This is a genomic window from Kitasatospora sp. NPDC004723 (genome assembly GCF_040609255.1).
Lineage (GTDB): Bacteria > Actinomycetota > Actinomycetes > Streptomycetales > Streptomycetaceae > Kitasatospora.
This window is the reverse complement of record NZ_JBEXJT010000026.1, coordinates 1-13,439: the sequence shown is the minus strand read 5'-3', so window position 1 is coordinate 13,439 and position 13,439 is coordinate 1. Positions and strand designations below refer to the sequence as shown.

The following is a 13,439-nucleotide window of genomic DNA, read 5'->3' as shown; positions in this document are numbered from 1 at the left end:
ATTGATCCAATCCGTGGACAACCCTTTGACCAGCGGAAGTTGACGGTCCGTCTGACAAGGCCGGTAAGGGATACTCGACCGCTGCGGGGATTATTGCAACCCCCTTGCAACCCTTGCCCGAGCGCTGCGCGGCGGAGCACGCTGGAGGACATCCCACGCCGTCCCGGAGAGACCGTCATGCCGCCCGACCCGCTGCCAGCACCCTTCAGTGCCCCCCTCGCCGCTACCCCCACGGGCGGCGATGAGGCAGGCTCCACCGCCGCTCCGGCGGCGGTGGAGGAGGTGTTGACGCTGCGGATCTCGTTGGGCGAGGAGGTGGTCGGAGAGGTCCGTACGCGGTTCCGGTTCGACGCCGCGCGCCCGTACGAGGTGCTGCTGACGTTCCACCTGGGGAGGCCGGACGAGGCCGACTGGGTGTTCTCGCGCGAACTGCTGCGCGACGGCCTCCGCTCGTTGAGCGGCCAGGGCGACGTCAAGCTGTGGCCGGCGTACTGCCCGTGCCACGGCTCGACGTTGCACCTGGCGCTCGAGTCCCCGCACGGCAGCGCCCTGCTGGAGGCCTCCAGGCCGAAGGTCCAGGAGTGGCTGGACCGCACGTACGCGATGGTCTCGGAGGCGGCCGAGCAGGCCCACGGGCCGAGTGACGACGAGCTCTCCGAACTGCTCGCCGGCGGCCACTGAGCCCGGCAGACGGAGGGCCCCGGCGGACGGAGGACCCCGGGGCGGTGGCCCCGGGGACGGTGGGCCGCAGGGGCGACGAGGGTTACGAGGGTCGCGGGGGCGGCAGGGGCGACAGGGGGAGACGGTCGGTTCGCGGACGCGGCGGCGCGGACCCGTCGGCCGGGGGGCGCGGGCCCGGTAACGGCGGCGTCCCGGGCAGCCGGACCGTCCCGCCGACCAGCCCCGCGCGGAGCCTGCGCACGGCCGGCGCCGAGGAGGTCGGCAGCAGGTCGTACGGATCGTCCGGGCCGGCCACCGCGACCAGCACCGACTCGGCGAAGCGGTACGGCCGGTGGGCCAGCAGGCCGCCGAGGTAGCGGCGCAGCCGGGACAGCTCGGCCCGCACCGTCACGGTCCGGGCCGGGTCCCCGAACAGCGCGTCGGCCAGCTGGGCGGCGCTGAGGCCCTCGCGTTCGGTGGCCAGCAGGAGCAGCAGCTCGGCGTGGCGCGGGCTGAGCGCGTGCGACCAGCTGCCGGCCGCGCCGTGCACCGAGAGGCCGGGGCTGCCCGCGCGGCGCAGGTCGAGCCGGACCCTGGCCCCCTCGGCCTGCTCGGCCAGCAGTCCGGCGGCGGGGCCGGCGGTGTCCCCGCCCGGGCCGCCGGGGCCGTCCGGCTCGCCCGGTGCGGCCGGTGCGGTGTCCTGCGGCAGGAGCGGGCGGACCAGCCAGCCGTCGGCGAGCGGCTCGATCACGCACTCGCCCAGGCTGGGCAGCCAGTGCACGGCGGCCGAGTTCCAGCCCTCGGCGGGCAGCCGCAGCCGGGCCGGTGGCGGCAGTCCCGCCGCGGCCGCCGTCCAGCCCGCCGCGTCCACGACCAGGGCGGGGCCGTTCACCCGGGCCAGCATCGGGGCGGCCAGGGTGCGCAGGTGGTGCAGGGATTCGAGCCGGCGGGCGCGCAGCTCGGTCTCGGCGAGCTTGGCGGCGGTGGCGGTCAGCTGGAGCAGGTATGGGCGGACGGAGTGGGCCGGGCCGCTGAGGTTGATCGCGCCGATCAGCCGGCCGGTGCCGGGGTCGTGCACCGGGGCGGCGACGCAGGTCCAGGAGTGGTGGCTGCGCAGGTAGTGCTCGGAGGAGTGGACGTGCATCGGGCGCTCGGCGCGCAGGGCGGCGGCTATGCCGTTGGTGCCGACCCGCTCCTCCACCCAGCGGGCACCGGTGAGGAAGCCGATCCGGTCGGCGCTGCGGCGCAGGCCGCGTTCGCCCTCCTGCCAGAGGATGTGGCCGTCGGCGTCGGTGATCGCGAGGATCAGCGGGGGCTGCTCGACCTGCTCCACCAGGGTGCCGCGGAGGATCGGGAGCAGCGGGTCGAGGCCGCTGGCCCGGCGGCGGTGCTCGATCTCGGCGGGGCCGAGGTGGACGGCGGCGGCGCCGGCGTCCGGGTCGAGGCCGAGGCGGCGCAGGCGCTCCCAGGAGTCGCCGATCTCGGGGCGGGGCTGGTGGAAGGGTGGGTCGTCGGGGGCGGCGGCGTCCCGGTGGGCGGCGCGGGCGGCGGCCTCGGCGAGGGCGCGCTCGTGGACCTTGGCCAGTTCGGCCGCGCTCTGCGCGGTGCGGCGTTCGGGTCGTCGGGTCTGCCGTCCGGACTGCCGCACTCGTGTCGCTCCTCGCCGCCGTTCGAGGGCGCGCCGGGGCCGACGCGCTGACGAAAGCGTACGGGCGCCACCGGTTCCTGGGGATGGGGTCTGCCAACTCGGAATACCAGACGGTATGAGAGTGGTCATGCCAACGAATTGTGGCTCGTGCGTTCTAGCGGGCGGGCGTCTGCTGCTGGGCGGTCTCGACGGTGTGGTGGAGGTCGGCGGTGGCATCGAGGCAGGTCACGGCGGTGAGGGCGAGGCAGGCGGTCAGGGCCAGGGCGGCGGTCCGGCGGGCGGCGACCGCCCCGGCGGGGCGTGGGTGGAGCAGGGCGGCGACCCGACGGGGGACCGGTCCGCCGTGGGCCGCGGGGGCGTGCCGGGGGCGGCCCGGCCAGGGGGAGCGGCCGGCGGCGAGGGCGGCCCGGCCCACCGCGCGGGCGGTCACCCTGCGGTCGCCGACCCGGGCGGCCGCGGACTCGTCGGCCCAGCGTTCCAGGTGGTAGCCGAGCGGTGCGCGCAGGGCCCGCAGGGCCGGGTGGGCGGCGGCCGCGTGGGCGGCCAGGGCGAGGAACAGGTGGTGGCGGGCGGTCAGGTGGGCGCGCTCGTGGGCGAGCAGGGCCGCGCGCTCGGGGGCGTCCAGGGCGCGCAGCATGCCGGCGGTGACCACGATCCGGCCGGGTTCGGCGGGCCGGCCGGGGCGACGCGGGCGGCCGGGCAGGGCGAAGGCGTCGGCCTGCTCGTCGGGCAGGACGGCGAGTTCGGTGGCGGGCGGGGTGGTGAGCAGTCGCCTGACGCGCTGGGTCCATGGGGTGCGCGCCCAGCGCACGGGTGCGCGCGGGGGGCGCGTGTCCGGATGCTGGTCGTTCGGGCCGTGCGGCGGGCCCGGTGCCCGGGTGGCGGCGTCGGCGGCGGTTCCCGCGGCGCGCCCGGTGGAGGTCGGCGCGGTGGAGGCGGCCCGGGGGGAGGTGGCGTCGACGGCGGTGCGGGCGGCGTCCAGGTCGCGTCGGCGGAGGCGTACCGTGCGCAGTCCGAGGGCCACGAGGGCGGCGAGCGCCAGGGCGGCCGACACCGCCGCCGCCGTCGGGGTGCCGGGCGGTCCGGCGGCGAGCCAGTGCGGCGAGAGGTGGCCGAGGGCGGCGACCGGCGGGAGCCGGAGCAGTCCGGCGACGGTGAGCAGGCCCAGCGAGCACAGCGTGCCGCCCGCGAGCACGGCCGCGGTGGCGGCCAGCGTCCAGACGGCGGCGCGCGGCGACAGCGCCTCGGCGAGCCGGCGGGCCGGCAGCACGGCGAGGAAGGGCAGCAGCAGCGGGGCCCAGACCGCGACGATCACCGGGCGGCGTCCTCGTCGCCGAGCAGGTCGCGCAGCAGCCGCTCGTCCGCCGCGGAGAGGTCGGAGACGAACCGGGCGAGCACCGTCGAGCGGTCGGCCTCCCGGCCCAGTTCGGCGTGCATCCGGCGGGCGGCCAGTCCGGCGGGGTCGGCGACCGCGGGGACGTAGGCGTAGCCGCGTCCGGCGCGGGTGCGGTGCACCGTCCCCTTGTCGTGCAGCCGGGCGAGGATCGTCGTCACGGTGGTCCGGGCCAGGTCGGCGCCGAGCGACCCCTGGACGTCCTGCGGCGTCAGCGGCCGGTCGGCGGCCCAGAGGGCGGCGAGCACCTCGGCCTCCAACTCGCCGGCGGGCCGGCGGGCGGACGGTACGTCGGACATGGCGGGGGTTCCTCCAGCTATCGTCTACAGTCATGTAGACCGTCTACGTGACTGTAGACGGTCGGGCGTGCGCTGCGGTGCCGCCCACCAACGTACGGGAGGTCCGCCGGTCGTGTTCCAGTCGTTCGCCGATGCGGCGCCCGCCGGCGCGGATGTGTTCGGTGTGCTCGGTGCGCTCGCGGGGTCCGTATTCGGTCCGTTCATGACCGGTATCGACCGTTATGTGTCGATCACCCCGCTTCTGGTAGTAGTTGTCTCCATGCTCCTGATTGTTCTCGAAGTGTTCGGCGTCCGGCGGGCCCACCGTCGCGGTGGTGAGGTCCGGTGATGACGTTCAACGAGCTGGCCGTGTACGACGGCAGTGGCATCGACGGCGGCCTGTACCGCCGGGTGGTCGGCTGGGCGGACGCCGCGCCGCACTGGTTCAACCAGCTGGTCGAGGTGTGGTCGCTGGTCGGCCTCGGCCTGTTCGCGCTGCTGATGCTCGCCGCCTGGTGGCGGGCGCGCGGCAGCGCTGCGGCGGTGCAGGCCAGGGTGCTGGCCTCGCCGCTGATCGTGGTCGTCGCCTACGCGGTGAACTCCGGCTTCAAGGGGCTGGTGGAGGAGGTCCGGCCGTGCGACCAGCTGCACGTGCGCAACACCCTGGAGACCTGCCCGGGCGCCGGTGACTGGTCCTTCCCGAGCAACCACACGGTGATCGCGGTCGCGGCGGCCGTCGCGCTCTGGTTCGCCGACCGGCGGATCGGCGCCGTCGCCGCGGTGGCCGCCGTGCTGATGGGCGCCTCCCGGGTCTGGGTCGGCGTGCACTACCCGCACGACGTGCTGGTCGGCGCGCTGGTCGGCCTGCTGGTGGCCCTCCCGCTCGCGCTGGCGGCCGGTGCGGCCGGTCCGCTGGTGGAACGGGCCCGTTCCGGCCCGCTGCGGCCGCTGCTCGGTGCGGGTCCGCAGGCGGTCGCGGCGCCGGCCGGTCGGCCGGTCGGCGCCCGGCAGGACTGACGGCACCGGAGCGGACCCCCCGACCGGGGCGTGGCCGCCGTCCCGGCCCTTGTGCGGCCGGGGTGGCGGGGAGAGCATGTGAGCCGGGCGCGGCTGCCCCCCAGGGGAGCACCCGCCCGGCTCAGTCGTGCCAGGGCGCCGCGCGCGCCGGGCGTGCCAGTGGAGGGAAGTGCTGCCCATGCCGTACCGACTCGACATCACCCAGGGGGACTGGCCGGCCGAGGAGCTCGCCAAGGGCGTCGAGGGGCTGCTGGCCGAGGCGATGGTGCTCACCCTCGCGACCGCCGGCCACGAGCACGGCCCGCACGCCAACCTCGCCTTCTTCGCCCACGACGACGACCTCGTCCTCTACTTCGTCAGCGAGCGCGCCACCCGGCACAGCCACCACCTGGCCGAGGAGGCCCGGGCGGCGGCCACGGTGTTCCTGCCGCCGCCGGTCTTCGGCGAGCAGCTGCGCGGCCTGCAGCTGACCGGCAGCGCGGGCGAGGCGTGGGGACGCCAGGCGGAGGCGGCGCTGGCGGCCTACCAGGGGCGTTACCCCGCCTTCGCGCAGGACGACGAGGTCCGGCGGCAGTTCCTGACCGGGGGCGGGGCGGCGGCGCTGTACCGCTTCCAGGTGGAGGAGCTGACGGCGGTGGACGAGCCGAAGTTCGGCCGGCGGCACTACCTGCGGGCGGCCGTGCGGCGCTGAGCCGCCCGGCCCGGTGGCGCGGTGGCGGGCCGGCCCGGTGGTCTAGAGGCGGGCCCGTCCGCCAGGTTGTCTGTACAACTTATCGGCCGGTTCATCTGGGATCCGCCGTTCGGACGCCCCTCGGACACCCGGTGGCATCAGCCTGGCCGCATGAGAGTCATCGTCGTAGGAGCAGGCGTGCTCGGCACCATGCACGCCTGGCAGGCCGTCGAGCGCGGTCACGAGGTCGTCCACCTGGAGCGCGAGGCGGAGGCGCGCGGCGCCTCGGTGCGCAACTTCGGCCTGGTCTGGGTCAGCGGCCGGGCCCAGGGCGAGGAGCTGGACACCGCGGTGCGGGCCCGCGAGCTGTGGGAGCGGATCGGCGGGCAGGTGCCCGGCCTCGGCTTCCGCGCCAACGGATCGCTCACCGCGATCCGCACCGAGGCGGAGCTCGCGGTCGCCGAACAGGCGCTGACGCTGCCCGACGCCGAGCTTCGCGGCTACCGGCTGCTCGACCCGGAGCAGACCCGGGCCCTCAATCCGGCCCTGCGCGGCAAGCTGCTCGGCGCCCTGCACTGCGAGCGGGACGCCGCCGTCGAGTCGCGCGTCGCCCAGCCCGCGCTGCGCGCCGCCCTGACCGCCACCGGCCGGTACACCTTCCTGCCCGGCCGCGAGGTCCGCGACGTCATCGGCGAGAACGCCGTCCGCGACGACCACGGCGACGTCCACACCGGCGACCTGGTCGTGCTGTGCACCGGCGCCTGGCTGGGCGGCCTGGTCCGCGAGCTGGCGCCCGGGCTGCCGGTCCGCAAGGTGCGGCTGCAGATGATGCAGACCGACCCGCTGGGCGAGCCGCTGACCACCTCGGTCGCCGACGGCGACTCCTTCCGCTACTACCCGGCCTTCGCCGGCAGCGCCCTGGACCGCCTGCGCGAGGTCCAGCCGCAGTCGCCGGTCGCCGCCGAGCACAAGATGCAGCTGCTGATGGTCCAGCGGCTGGACGGCGGCCTCACCATCGGCGACACCCACGAGTACGACCAGCCCTTCGGCTTCGACGTGGTCGAGGACCCGTACGACCACCTGGTGGGCGTGGTCGAGGACCTGCTCGGCCGCCCGCTGCCGCGGATCCGCCGCCGCTGGGCCGGCGTGTACGCGCAGTGCGTCGACACCACCCGGGTCGTCCACCGCGAGCGCGTGCGCGACGGCGTCTGGCTGGTCACCGGCCCCGGCGGCCGCGGCATGACCTGCTCGCCCGCCATCGCCGAGACCACGGCGAACCTCGCCAACCTGTAAGCCCGCCTGTAAGACCGTCGGAGGAACTGAACATCATGCCGTACGACATCAGCCTGGTCGTCCTGGACATGGCCGGCACCACCGTGGCCGACGACGGCCTGGTCGAGCGTGCCTTCCAGGCCGCCGCCGGCTCGCTCGGCGTCGAGGCCGGCAGCCCCGAGCACGCCCGCATGCTGGAGCACGTCCGCGCCACCATGGGCGAGTCCAAGATCTCCGTCTTCCGCCACCTGTTCGGCGAGGAGGAGAAGGCCCAGCGCGCCAACACCGCCTTCGAGGCCGCCTACCACGACCTCGTCGACGCCGGCCACTGCGAGGCGCTGCCCGGCGCGGCCGAGGCCATCGCCGAACTCCGCGGCCAGGGCCGCAAGGTGGTCCTCACCACCGGCTTCTCCCGGGCCACCCAGGACCGCATCCTCACCGCCCTCGGCTGGGAGTCGATCGCCGACCTCACGCTCTGCCCCGCCGAGGCCGGCCGCGGCCGCCCGTACCCCGACCTGGCGCTCACCGCGCTGCTGCGCACCGGGACCGACTCGGTCCGTCGGATCGCGGTGGCCGGCGACACCGGCTACGACATGCTGACCGGTTCGCGCGCCGGGGCCTCCGTCGTCGCCGGCGTCCTCACCGGCGCCCATGGCGAGGAGCGCCTGCGGGCGGACGGGGCGACGCACGTGCTGGCGTCCGTCGCCGGGCTGCCCGCGCTGCTGGCGGGCTGAGCCGGGGGCCGGTACACCGGGCGGGCGCGACGGGAGGCGCGCCCGCCCGGCCGGCTTTCCACACCCCAAGTACGCTGACCGGCATGAGCCCGCGCCGGTCCGCGCGGCCCGCCCGGACCCGTTGTGGCCGGTGCGCCCGCCGGCCTGTCAGCCGCGCGGCTCCACCGTCGCCGCGAGGGCTCCCGGCAGCTCGGCGCAGACGGTTCGCAGGCGCCGGGTGAGGTCCTCGCGGGTGTGTCCGGACGGTTGTGCCACCCATGCGGCGAGGGCCTGGTGGAACGCGGACAACAGCATGTCGAGCGCGAGCCGGGCGCGTAGCCGGGCGGCGCCGTCCGCAGTCGCGTCCAGCGTGAAGCGCCGCACCGCGACGGCGACCGCCTCCCCGCCCACCCGGTCGCAGAAGGCCAGCCCGTGGGCGCTCATCGAGGGCGTCCGGGCGGCCAGTTTCCGGCTCGCCAGCACGCGTTCGGCCCAGCCCCCGTCCGGCATCCTGCCGATCGACTCGACCAGGGCGTCCTCGTACAGCGAGACCAGCCGACGCCCGTCCGGCGGGCAGCTCTCCAGGACCTCCAGGAACACCGCCCAGAGGTCCTGGGTGGGCGCCATGGCGACGTCCTCCTTGCTGCTGAACGTGCGGAAGAAGGTCCGCTTCGAGACCTCGACCGCCTCGCACAGCCGGTCCAGTGTCACGCCGTCGAAGCCGTGTTCGCCGAACAGCTCCAGTGCGGTGTCGATCAACGCCTGCCGGGTGCGCAGTTTCCTGCGTTCACGCAGCGGCGGCTTCGCGGGGGCGGCGACCGTCTCGGGAGTCATCGTGGTCAGCCTATCGCGGCGAGTAATGCCACCTGTAGGCTTATGCCACTCAGTGGCAGAATCTTGGGGAGGACCTTCCATGCGTGCACTCCTGGTCGACAGCTCGGCCCCCGGCCGCCTGCGCCTCGGTACGGCCCCCGATCCGGAACCGGCCCCGCACCAGGCGCTGATCCGGGTCACCGCCACCTCGCTCAACTACGGGGAGGTCGCCTTCGGCCTCGACTCGGCGGCCGATGGCACGGTCCTCGGCTGGGACGCCGCCGGAATCGTGGAACGTGCCGCCGCCGACGGTTCCGGGCCGGCGCCCGGCACCCCGGTGACCACCCTGATGCCCGGCGGTGCCTGGGCCGAACTGCGGGCCGTCGACACCGGGCTGATCGGCGTGGCACCCGCCGGGGCCGACCCGGCGGACCTCGCCACCGTCCCGGTCGCCGGTGCCACCGCCCTGCGTACCCTGCACCGGGTGGGGCCACTGCTCGGCCGTACCGTCCTGGTCACCGGGGCCACCGGCGGAGTCGGCCGGTACACCGTCCAGCTCGCCCGCGCCGCGGGGGCGCACGTGATCGCGTCCACCGGTGCGCCGGAACGGAACGGCGCTCTGCTGCGGCGCCTGGGGGCGCACGAGGTGGTCGGCTCGCCGAAGGAGTCCCCGCGGCCCGTCGACGGCGTGATCGACCTGGTCGGCGGGCCCCAACTGGTGGAGGCCTACGAGGCTCTGGGGCCGGGCGGCACACTGGTCGCCGCCGGGCACAGCGCGGGCGAAGGGGAGACCTTCCCCTTCGGTGCGCTCTTCGGGGACCAGGACCGGCACGACCGCAGCCTGGTGACCTTCATGCTGCTCGCCTGCACCGGCCTGGACCGGGACCTCACCTGGCTGGCCCACCGCGTCGCGGCGGGGGAACTGGACCCGGGCATCACCTGGCGCGGCGGCTGGAGGGACGCCGCCGATGCCGTGGACGCCCTGCTCGCCGGCCGGCTCCACGGCAAGGCGGTGCTGGCCTTCGACGACTGAGCCGTATGAGGCGGATGAGGCGGATGAGGCGCAGGGCCGTTGCGGTCGGGGCCCCTGGAGTGCGACGGGCCCCGGCCGGGCGGCGCGTTGCGGTCCCCTCGCGCGGCCGCCACCCTGATTGTTGACGAGGGGAAACCCGCGGCCGGATATTCGACATGCCGCCGAAACAATGGCGTCCGGGTATTGCCAGTGTTCGCCGGGAACTCCTAAAGTCGCACGCATGGCAGCTGGAGAGTTCCTGGCTGCTCGCCGGCACGTCGATCTCGGACGGCTCGCGAGCGCCCTCTGTACGGCCGCTCCGGCGTGAACCGGCGGCGGCCCCCGGACGGGTGGACGGGGGCCGCCGCAGGACGCCGGACCTTCCCGGGGTGGCTCGTCCCCGCACCGTTCGTGCAGGTCGATGAGGTGCCCCGATTCCTTCGCCGCGGATCCCCGGTCGGACCGCGCGCCCGTGCACGCCGTCCGGGAGGCGGGCGCGACCGTCGTGCGGGCCGGTGGGCCGCTTCCCCGTGAATGATTCCGGTGCCGCCCCCTGATATTTCCCGGGGCCGCCGCGTCCGGAATCACCGAAAAGCATGGAGGGAATTCATGAGCGAGATCGGCGATTCGGAAACGAACGGTTCGCCCCGGGTCGGCCGGCGCGGCTTCCTCGCCGGCGCCGCGGCCGCGGCCGCCACCGCCGCCGCCCCGGCGGCGCTCCAGCTCGCGGCGGCGCGCCCCGCCGCCGCGGCGGCCGAGGCCGCTGCCGGGGCGGGCGCCGCCCGGCCCAACATCCTGCTGATCGTCACCGACGACCAGCCCAAGCACACCGAGTGGGCCACCCCGCAGACCGTGGACTGGATCGCCGGCCACGGCGTCCGCTTCACCCGCGGCCACGTCACCACGCCGCTCTGCGCGCCCTCGCGGTCCTCGGTGTTCTCCGGCCGCTACGCCCACCACCACGGCGTGCGCAACAACGGCGCCTCGCACAGCCTCGACCAGCACACCACCGTGCAGCGCTACCTCCGGCAGGCCGGCTACCGCACCGGGCTGTTCGGCAAGTACCTCAACTCCTGGGCGGTGGCGGACAACCCGCCGCACTTCGAGGAGTGGGCGCTGCTCCAGCCCGCCTACAACAACGCCACCTGGAACATCGACGGCGACGTCCAGACCCTCACCGGCTACACCACCAACATCATCAAGAACCGCACCCTGGCGTTCCTCGACAAGGCCGCCACCGACACCCGCCCCTGGTTCGCCTACGTCACCCCCTACGCCTCGCACGAGCCCAACGTGCCGGCCCCCAAGTACGCGGACACCGTCGTCCCGCCGTGGAACGGGCGCCCCTCGGTGCCCGAGGACGACCGCAGCGACAAGCCCGGCTACATCCAGAACGCCACCGCCACCCTCGCCGACGCCCAGGCGGTGCGCACCCGCCAGCTGCGCACCCTGCTCTCCGTCGACGACGCCGTGCAGGCGGTCCACGACAAGCTGGTCGCGCTCGGCCAGCTGGACAACACCCTGGTGATCTACCTCGGCGACAACGGCTACACCTGGGCCGACCACGGCTGGCTCAAGAAGTCCGTGCCCTACTCCCCGGCGCACGAGGTGCCGTTCTACCTCTCCTGGCCGGCCGGCGGCCTCGGCGCGGGCACCACCGACCACCGGATCGTCGCCAACATCGACGTCGCCCCGACCATCCTCGACGCCGTCGGCATCACGCCCGACACGCCGCAGGACGGCCACTCGCTGCTCACCGCCGCCGACCGGGACCACCTGCTGGTGGAGTGGTGGAAGCAGGGCACGGCGGCAGGCGGCCCGCCCACCTGGTCCTCCTACGTGGCCGCCGACAAGCAGTACACCGAGTACTACGCGCTGCACACCGACGCGAACGGCACGGTGTCCGGCACCGGTGAGGTGAAGTTCCGCGAGTACTACGACCTGGCGGCCGACCCCTACCAGCTGAGCAACCTGCTGTACCAGGCCACCCCGCAGCAGGAACAGGCGCTCGGCGTACCGGCGTTGGCGGCGCAGCTGGCCGCCGACCGGGCCGCCTGACCCCCGGCCGGGCGGCCTGACCCGCTCGGGCTCTTCCCCTTCCCCTTCCCCCGATGGTCCGGGGGTGGTGGCCGGCCGCCACCCCCGGACCCCGACCCCCGACCAGAACGAGGAACCGCCGTGTCCACCACCAAGCCCTGCTGCGCCCCCGGCCGTGACGGCGACGGGGCCGCCGCGCCCGCCGCGCCCGTCGCGCCCGTCGCCCTCACGCTTGCCGCCCCCGGAGCCGTCTCACGGGTGGCGCGGCAGCTCACCGGCCTGGCCGGCGGGCGGTTCCTGATGGGCACGGACGATCGGGAGGGCTACCCGGAAGACGGTGAAGGGCCGGTCCGCGAAGTCGAGTTGAGCCCGTTCCGGATCGCGCCGACCACGGTGACCAACGCGGCCTTCGCGACCTTCGTCAAGGCCACCGGCCACCGCACCGAGGCGGAGACCTTCGGCTTCTCCTACGTCTTCGAGGGCTTCCTGCCGGAACGGCTGGCCACCACCTCCCCGCAGGTGGCCGCCGTGCCGTGGTGGCGGGCGGTCGCCGGGGCGAGCTGGCGCGCGCCCGAGGGGCCGGGCTCCTCGGTCACCACCCGCCAGAACCACCCCGTGGTGCACGTCTCGTGGCACGACGCGCAGGCGTACTGCGCCTGGTCGGGCACCCGGCTGCCCACCGAGGCCGAGTGGGAGTACGCCGCCCGGGGCGGCCTGGAGCAGGCGCGCTACCCGTGGGGCGACGAACTCACCCCGGGCGGCCGGTACATGTGCAACACCTGGCAGGGCGTCTTCCCCACCCTGAACACGGCGGCCGACGGTCACCGGGGGACCGCCCCGGTGACCGCCTTCCGGCCGAACGGCTTCGGCCTGTACAACACCGTCGGCAACGTCTGGGAGTGGTGCGCGGACCGGTTCAGCGCGGACTTCCACCTCACCGGCCCGAACCGCGACCCGATCGGCCCGCCGGACGGCGAGGCACGGGTGATGCGCGGCGGCTCCCACATGTGCCACGCCTCCTACTGCTACCGCTACCGGGTGGCGGCACGCAGCTCCAACACACCGGACAGCTCGGCCGGGAACATCGGCTTCCGGGTGGCGGCGGACGCCCGGTGACCCCGGGTGCCGGCCGGTGCGGGGCGCCCCCTCAGTGCAGGGTGCCCGCGTACCGCTGGGTGAAGCGGGTGCCGGTGGCCGCCGTCACGGTGACGTCGTAGCGGCCCTGGTCCAACGGGTACACGGCGGTGGCCGTGGTGTTCGGGCCGACCCGGACGGTCTGCTCGGTGCCCGCGTAGTCGTTCGGCGTGAGGGTGAAGGTGACGGCCGTCCGACCGGCGTTGGCGAGCGTGAAGGTGAGTGCCGAGGCGTCGGGCACGGCGTTCACCACCGGCACCGCGACGTCGTCCTGCTCGGCGCGGACCACCGTCCCGGCGTAGCGGCGGACGAAGCCGTCCGGGCCGTGCACGGTGAAGTCGTAGCGGCCGTCGGTGGTGGCGGCGTCCCAGGTGTGGGTGCGGCTCGCGCCGGGGGCCACGGTGTACGGGGTGCCGGCGAAGGCGTAGACGGTGTTCGGGTAGACGGTGAACGGGTAGGCGACGCCGCCGTCGTTGCGCAGCGTACAGGCGATCAGGCCGGTGTCGCGGTCGACGGCGGCCTCCGCCCAGGGGCGGTAGGGCAGTCGGCGGTGCGGGCGGGTTCCGGTCTCCTGGACGGGCATGGACTGGGCGCCGACGGCGGGGAGTTGCACGCCCGGCAGCTTGGTGCCCGCGTCGGCCCTGGCCATCAGGGCTTTGGTGTCGGGGAGTTGCGGGATCGAGTAGTCGGGGGCGGTGAAGTCGAAGCAGCTGGTGAGGTCGCCGCAGACGGCGCGGCGCCAGGCGGAGATGTTGGGCTCGGCGACGCCGGTCACCTGCTCCATGAAGCGCA

15 protein-coding genes are annotated in these 13,439 nt (G+C 75.1%); 10 read left to right on the top strand and 5 right to left on the bottom strand.

The features are described from left to right. The first annotated feature begins 285 nt into the window (after positions 1 to 285). Positions 286 to 681, top strand: a complete 396-nt coding sequence (locus ABZW10_RS23455) for an SsgA family sporulation/cell division regulator (protein ID WP_355369056.1) — start codon at positions 286 to 288, stop codon at positions 679 to 681. Positions 682 to 763: 82 nt separating this feature from the next. Here the strand turns inward: ABZW10_RS23455 and ABZW10_RS23450 are convergent, their stop codons facing one another. The 3 genes from ABZW10_RS23450 to ABZW10_RS23440 all read right to left on the bottom strand — a co-directional run bounded on the left by ABZW10_RS23450 (position 764) and on the right by ABZW10_RS23440 (position 4,000). Further along, positions 764 to 2,308, bottom strand: a complete 1,545-nt coding sequence (locus ABZW10_RS23450) for a GAF domain-containing protein (RefSeq protein ID WP_355369054.1) — start codon at positions 2,306 to 2,308, stop codon at positions 764 to 766. 154 nt (positions 2,309 to 2,462) lie between these two features. Next, positions 2,463 to 3,623, bottom strand: coding sequence for a M48 family metalloprotease (locus ABZW10_RS23445; RefSeq protein ID WP_355369052.1), 1,161 nt, complete (start codon positions 3,621 to 3,623; stop codon positions 2,463 to 2,465). Next, positions 3,620 to 4,000 carry a BlaI/MecI/CopY family transcriptional regulator gene (locus ABZW10_RS23440; protein WP_355369050.1) on the bottom strand — a complete coding sequence of 127 codons (381 nt, stop codon included), beginning with the start codon at positions 3,998 to 4,000 and terminating at the stop codon, positions 3,620 to 3,622. Before ABZW10_RS23440 ends, ABZW10_RS23445 begins: the two co-directional genes overlap by 4 nt. Positions 4,001 to 4,112: 112 nt before the next feature. Here ABZW10_RS23440 and ABZW10_RS23435 point away from each other — a divergent pair, with 112 nt between their 5' ends. The 5 genes from ABZW10_RS23435 to ABZW10_RS23415 all read left to right on the top strand — a co-directional run bounded on the left by ABZW10_RS23435 (position 4,113) and on the right by ABZW10_RS23415 (position 7,672). Next, positions 4,113 to 4,328, top strand: a complete 216-nt coding sequence (locus tag ABZW10_RS23435; RefSeq protein WP_355369048.1) for a hypothetical protein — start codon at positions 4,113 to 4,115, stop codon at positions 4,326 to 4,328. Beyond that, positions 4,328 to 4,996: a phosphatase PAP2 family protein gene (locus tag ABZW10_RS23430; protein ID WP_355369046.1), complete on the top strand. Its 669-nt coding sequence runs from the start codon at positions 4,328 to 4,330 to the stop codon at positions 4,994 to 4,996. Before ABZW10_RS23435 ends, ABZW10_RS23430 begins: the two co-directional genes overlap by 1 nt. A gap of 178 nt (positions 4,997 to 5,174) precedes the next feature. Next, positions 5,175 to 5,687, top strand: a complete 513-nt coding sequence (locus tag ABZW10_RS23425) for a pyridoxamine 5'-phosphate oxidase family protein (protein ID WP_355369044.1) — start codon at positions 5,175 to 5,177, stop codon at positions 5,685 to 5,687. Between the two features lie 150 nt (positions 5,688 to 5,837). After that, positions 5,838 to 6,959, top strand: coding sequence for a TIGR03364 family FAD-dependent oxidoreductase (locus ABZW10_RS23420; protein WP_355369042.1), 1,122 nt, complete (start codon positions 5,838 to 5,840; stop codon positions 6,957 to 6,959). Between the two features lie 35 nt (positions 6,960 to 6,994). Further along, positions 6,995 to 7,672, top strand: coding sequence for a phosphonatase-like hydrolase (locus tag ABZW10_RS23415; protein ID WP_355369040.1), 678 nt, complete (start codon positions 6,995 to 6,997; stop codon positions 7,670 to 7,672). A 147-nt stretch (positions 7,673 to 7,819) separates the two neighbouring features. Here ABZW10_RS23415 and ABZW10_RS23410 read toward each other — a convergent pair whose 3' ends face one another. After that, a complete protein-coding gene (locus tag ABZW10_RS23410) occupies positions 7,820 to 8,485 on the bottom strand; it encodes a TetR family transcriptional regulator (protein ID WP_355369038.1) in 666 nt (221 codons plus the stop codon). 79 nt (positions 8,486 to 8,564) lie between these two features. Here ABZW10_RS23410 and ABZW10_RS23405 point away from each other — a divergent pair, with 79 nt between their 5' ends. The 4 genes from ABZW10_RS23405 (at position 8,565) to ABZW10_RS23390 (ending at position 12,629) form a co-directional block, all read left to right on the top strand. Continuing rightward, the gene (locus ABZW10_RS23405) at positions 8,565 to 9,497 is read left to right on the top strand and encodes a zinc-binding dehydrogenase (protein WP_355369036.1); all 933 of its coding nucleotides are present in this window, start codon (positions 8,565 to 8,567) and stop codon (positions 9,495 to 9,497) included. A 169-nt stretch (positions 9,498 to 9,666) separates the two neighbouring features. Next, positions 9,667 to 9,804, top strand: coding sequence for a putative leader peptide (locus tag ABZW10_RS23400; RefSeq protein ID WP_355369218.1), 138 nt, complete (start codon positions 9,667 to 9,669; stop codon positions 9,802 to 9,804). Between the two features lie 281 nt (positions 9,805 to 10,085). Next, entirely contained in the window at positions 10,086 to 11,534 is a 1,449-nt protein-coding gene (locus ABZW10_RS23395; protein WP_355369034.1) for a sulfatase, read from the top strand. A 237-nt stretch (positions 11,535 to 11,771) separates the two neighbouring features. After that, positions 11,772 to 12,629 carry a formylglycine-generating enzyme family protein gene (locus ABZW10_RS23390; RefSeq protein WP_355369216.1) on the top strand — a complete coding sequence of 286 codons (858 nt, stop codon included), beginning with the start codon at positions 11,772 to 11,774 and terminating at the stop codon, positions 12,627 to 12,629. A gap of 31 nt (positions 12,630 to 12,660) precedes the next feature. Here ABZW10_RS23390 and ABZW10_RS23385 read toward each other — a convergent pair. Further along, positions 12,661 to 13,439 (bottom strand): phospholipase domain-containing protein (locus ABZW10_RS23385; RefSeq protein WP_355369032.1); only part of this gene is annotated, 779 nt, incomplete at its 5' end.

What these genes read in the sequence shown, in the direction of transcription:
- ABZW10_RS23430 (WP_355369046.1), top strand. Translation starts at nt 4,328, where the DNA reads ATGACGTTCAACGAGCTGGCCGTGTACGACGGCAGTGGCATCGACGGC.
- ABZW10_RS23405 (WP_355369036.1), top strand. Translation starts at nt 8,565, where the DNA reads ATGCGTGCACTCCTGGTCGACAGCTCGGCCCCCGGCCGCCTGCGCCTC.
- ABZW10_RS23425 (WP_355369044.1), top strand. Translation starts at nt 5,175, where the DNA reads ATGCCGTACCGACTCGACATCACCCAGGGGGACTGGCCGGCCGAGGAG.
- ABZW10_RS23440 (WP_355369050.1), bottom strand. Translation starts at nt 4,000, where the DNA reads ATGTCCGACGTACCGTCCGCCCGCCGGCCCGCCGGCGAGTTGGAGGCC.
- ABZW10_RS23415 (WP_355369040.1), top strand. Translation starts at nt 6,995, where the DNA reads ATGCCGTACGACATCAGCCTGGTCGTCCTGGACATGGCCGGCACCACC.
- ABZW10_RS23395 (WP_355369034.1), top strand. Translation starts at nt 10,086, where the DNA reads ATGAGCGAGATCGGCGATTCGGAAACGAACGGTTCGCCCCGGGTCGGC.
- ABZW10_RS23400 (WP_355369218.1), top strand. Translation starts at nt 9,667, where the DNA reads ATGGCGTCCGGGTATTGCCAGTGTTCGCCGGGAACTCCTAAAGTCGCA.
- ABZW10_RS23420 (WP_355369042.1), top strand. Translation starts at nt 5,838, where the DNA reads ATGAGAGTCATCGTCGTAGGAGCAGGCGTGCTCGGCACCATGCACGCC.
- ABZW10_RS23410 (WP_355369038.1), bottom strand. Translation starts at nt 8,485, where the DNA reads ATGACTCCCGAGACGGTCGCCGCCCCCGCGAAGCCGCCGCTGCGTGAA.